Source organism: Exiguobacterium indicum HHS 31 (assembly GCF_001939065.1).
GTDB lineage: Bacteria > Bacillota > Bacilli > Exiguobacteriales > Exiguobacteriaceae > Exiguobacterium_A > Exiguobacterium_A indicum.
Map to the genome: position 1 here is coordinate 1 of NZ_MPSZ01000022.1, position 1059 is coordinate 1059.

The following is a 1059-nucleotide window of genomic DNA, read 5'->3' on the forward strand; positions in this document are numbered from 1 at the left end:
GACGAATTGTAATATTAAGTGCAACACCTAGCTGAAAACACAAAAAAAACCCATAACGACCTCGTGTAGAATAGAGTTACCACACCAAATTCAACGGAGGATTCGTTATGAGCTATGTTCATCTTACCACATCAGAAAGAGTCAAAATAGAAACTTATCTAGAGCTTGGATTTTCAATGCGAAAGATCGCTCAGCATCTCGGACGACAGCCGTCCACGATTTCACATGAGCTCAAACGGAATCCTTCCTACAATGCGATCAACGCCGGACTGCGTTATGAGATGCAAAAAAAGAATTGTGGAGCACGCACGCTGTTCAGCACTTCGCTTGGCTCATGTATCCTTTCGAAACTGCGAGAGACATGGTCTCCCGAACAGATCGCCGGACGGCTCTTTCACGAACAGGGACCATCGTACAGTACAATCTATCGATGGATATATAAAGGATTCATCAAGAGCGATTTAGGCGTTTTACGACAAAAAGGAAAGCGCCAAAAGCCACGTGAGACAAGAGGTCGCTTCAACATCGGGCTTCCGATCAGTAAACGTCCGTCGGACGTCCGGGGTCGAGAACCGTTCGGGCATTGGGAGTTGGATACTGTCGTATCGGGACGAGGGCAGACAAAGGCGTGTGTTGCGACATTCATCGAACGTAAAAGTCGGTTCTATATCGTACTACCGATGGTCGATCGTTCTTCTCACTCGATGGAACATGCCATCCAAACACTTTACTCTTCTTTCCCATCGGGAACGTTTCAAACCATGACGACGGATCGCGGTAAGGAGTTCAGCTGTCACGAACGGATACAGGACTCTCTTGGTATCCCAATGTACTTTGCGGATCCCTATTCTTCATGGCAACGTGGCAGCAATGAGAATGCAAATGGTCTTCTCCGTGAGTTCTTCCCAAAGGGAACCAACTTCGGAATGATCAACAAGACAGAATTAGATTACGCACTTTCTAGAATCAACAATCGACCAAGAAAGTGTTTGGATTGGAAAACTGCATACGAGGTCTTTTCCGAAGAAGTGTTGCGCTTAATTTGACAAACCGTCATAA

1 protein-coding gene is annotated in these 1059 nt (G+C 46.1%); it reads left to right on the top strand.

The genetic code is table 11. The features are described from left to right. Positions 1-107: 107 nt before the first annotated feature. Entirely contained in the window at positions 108-1046 is a 939-nt protein-coding gene (locus N179_RS16720; RefSeq protein ID WP_075643193.1) for an IS30 family transposase, read from the top strand. The last annotated feature ends 13 nt before the right edge of the window (positions 1047-1059 follow it).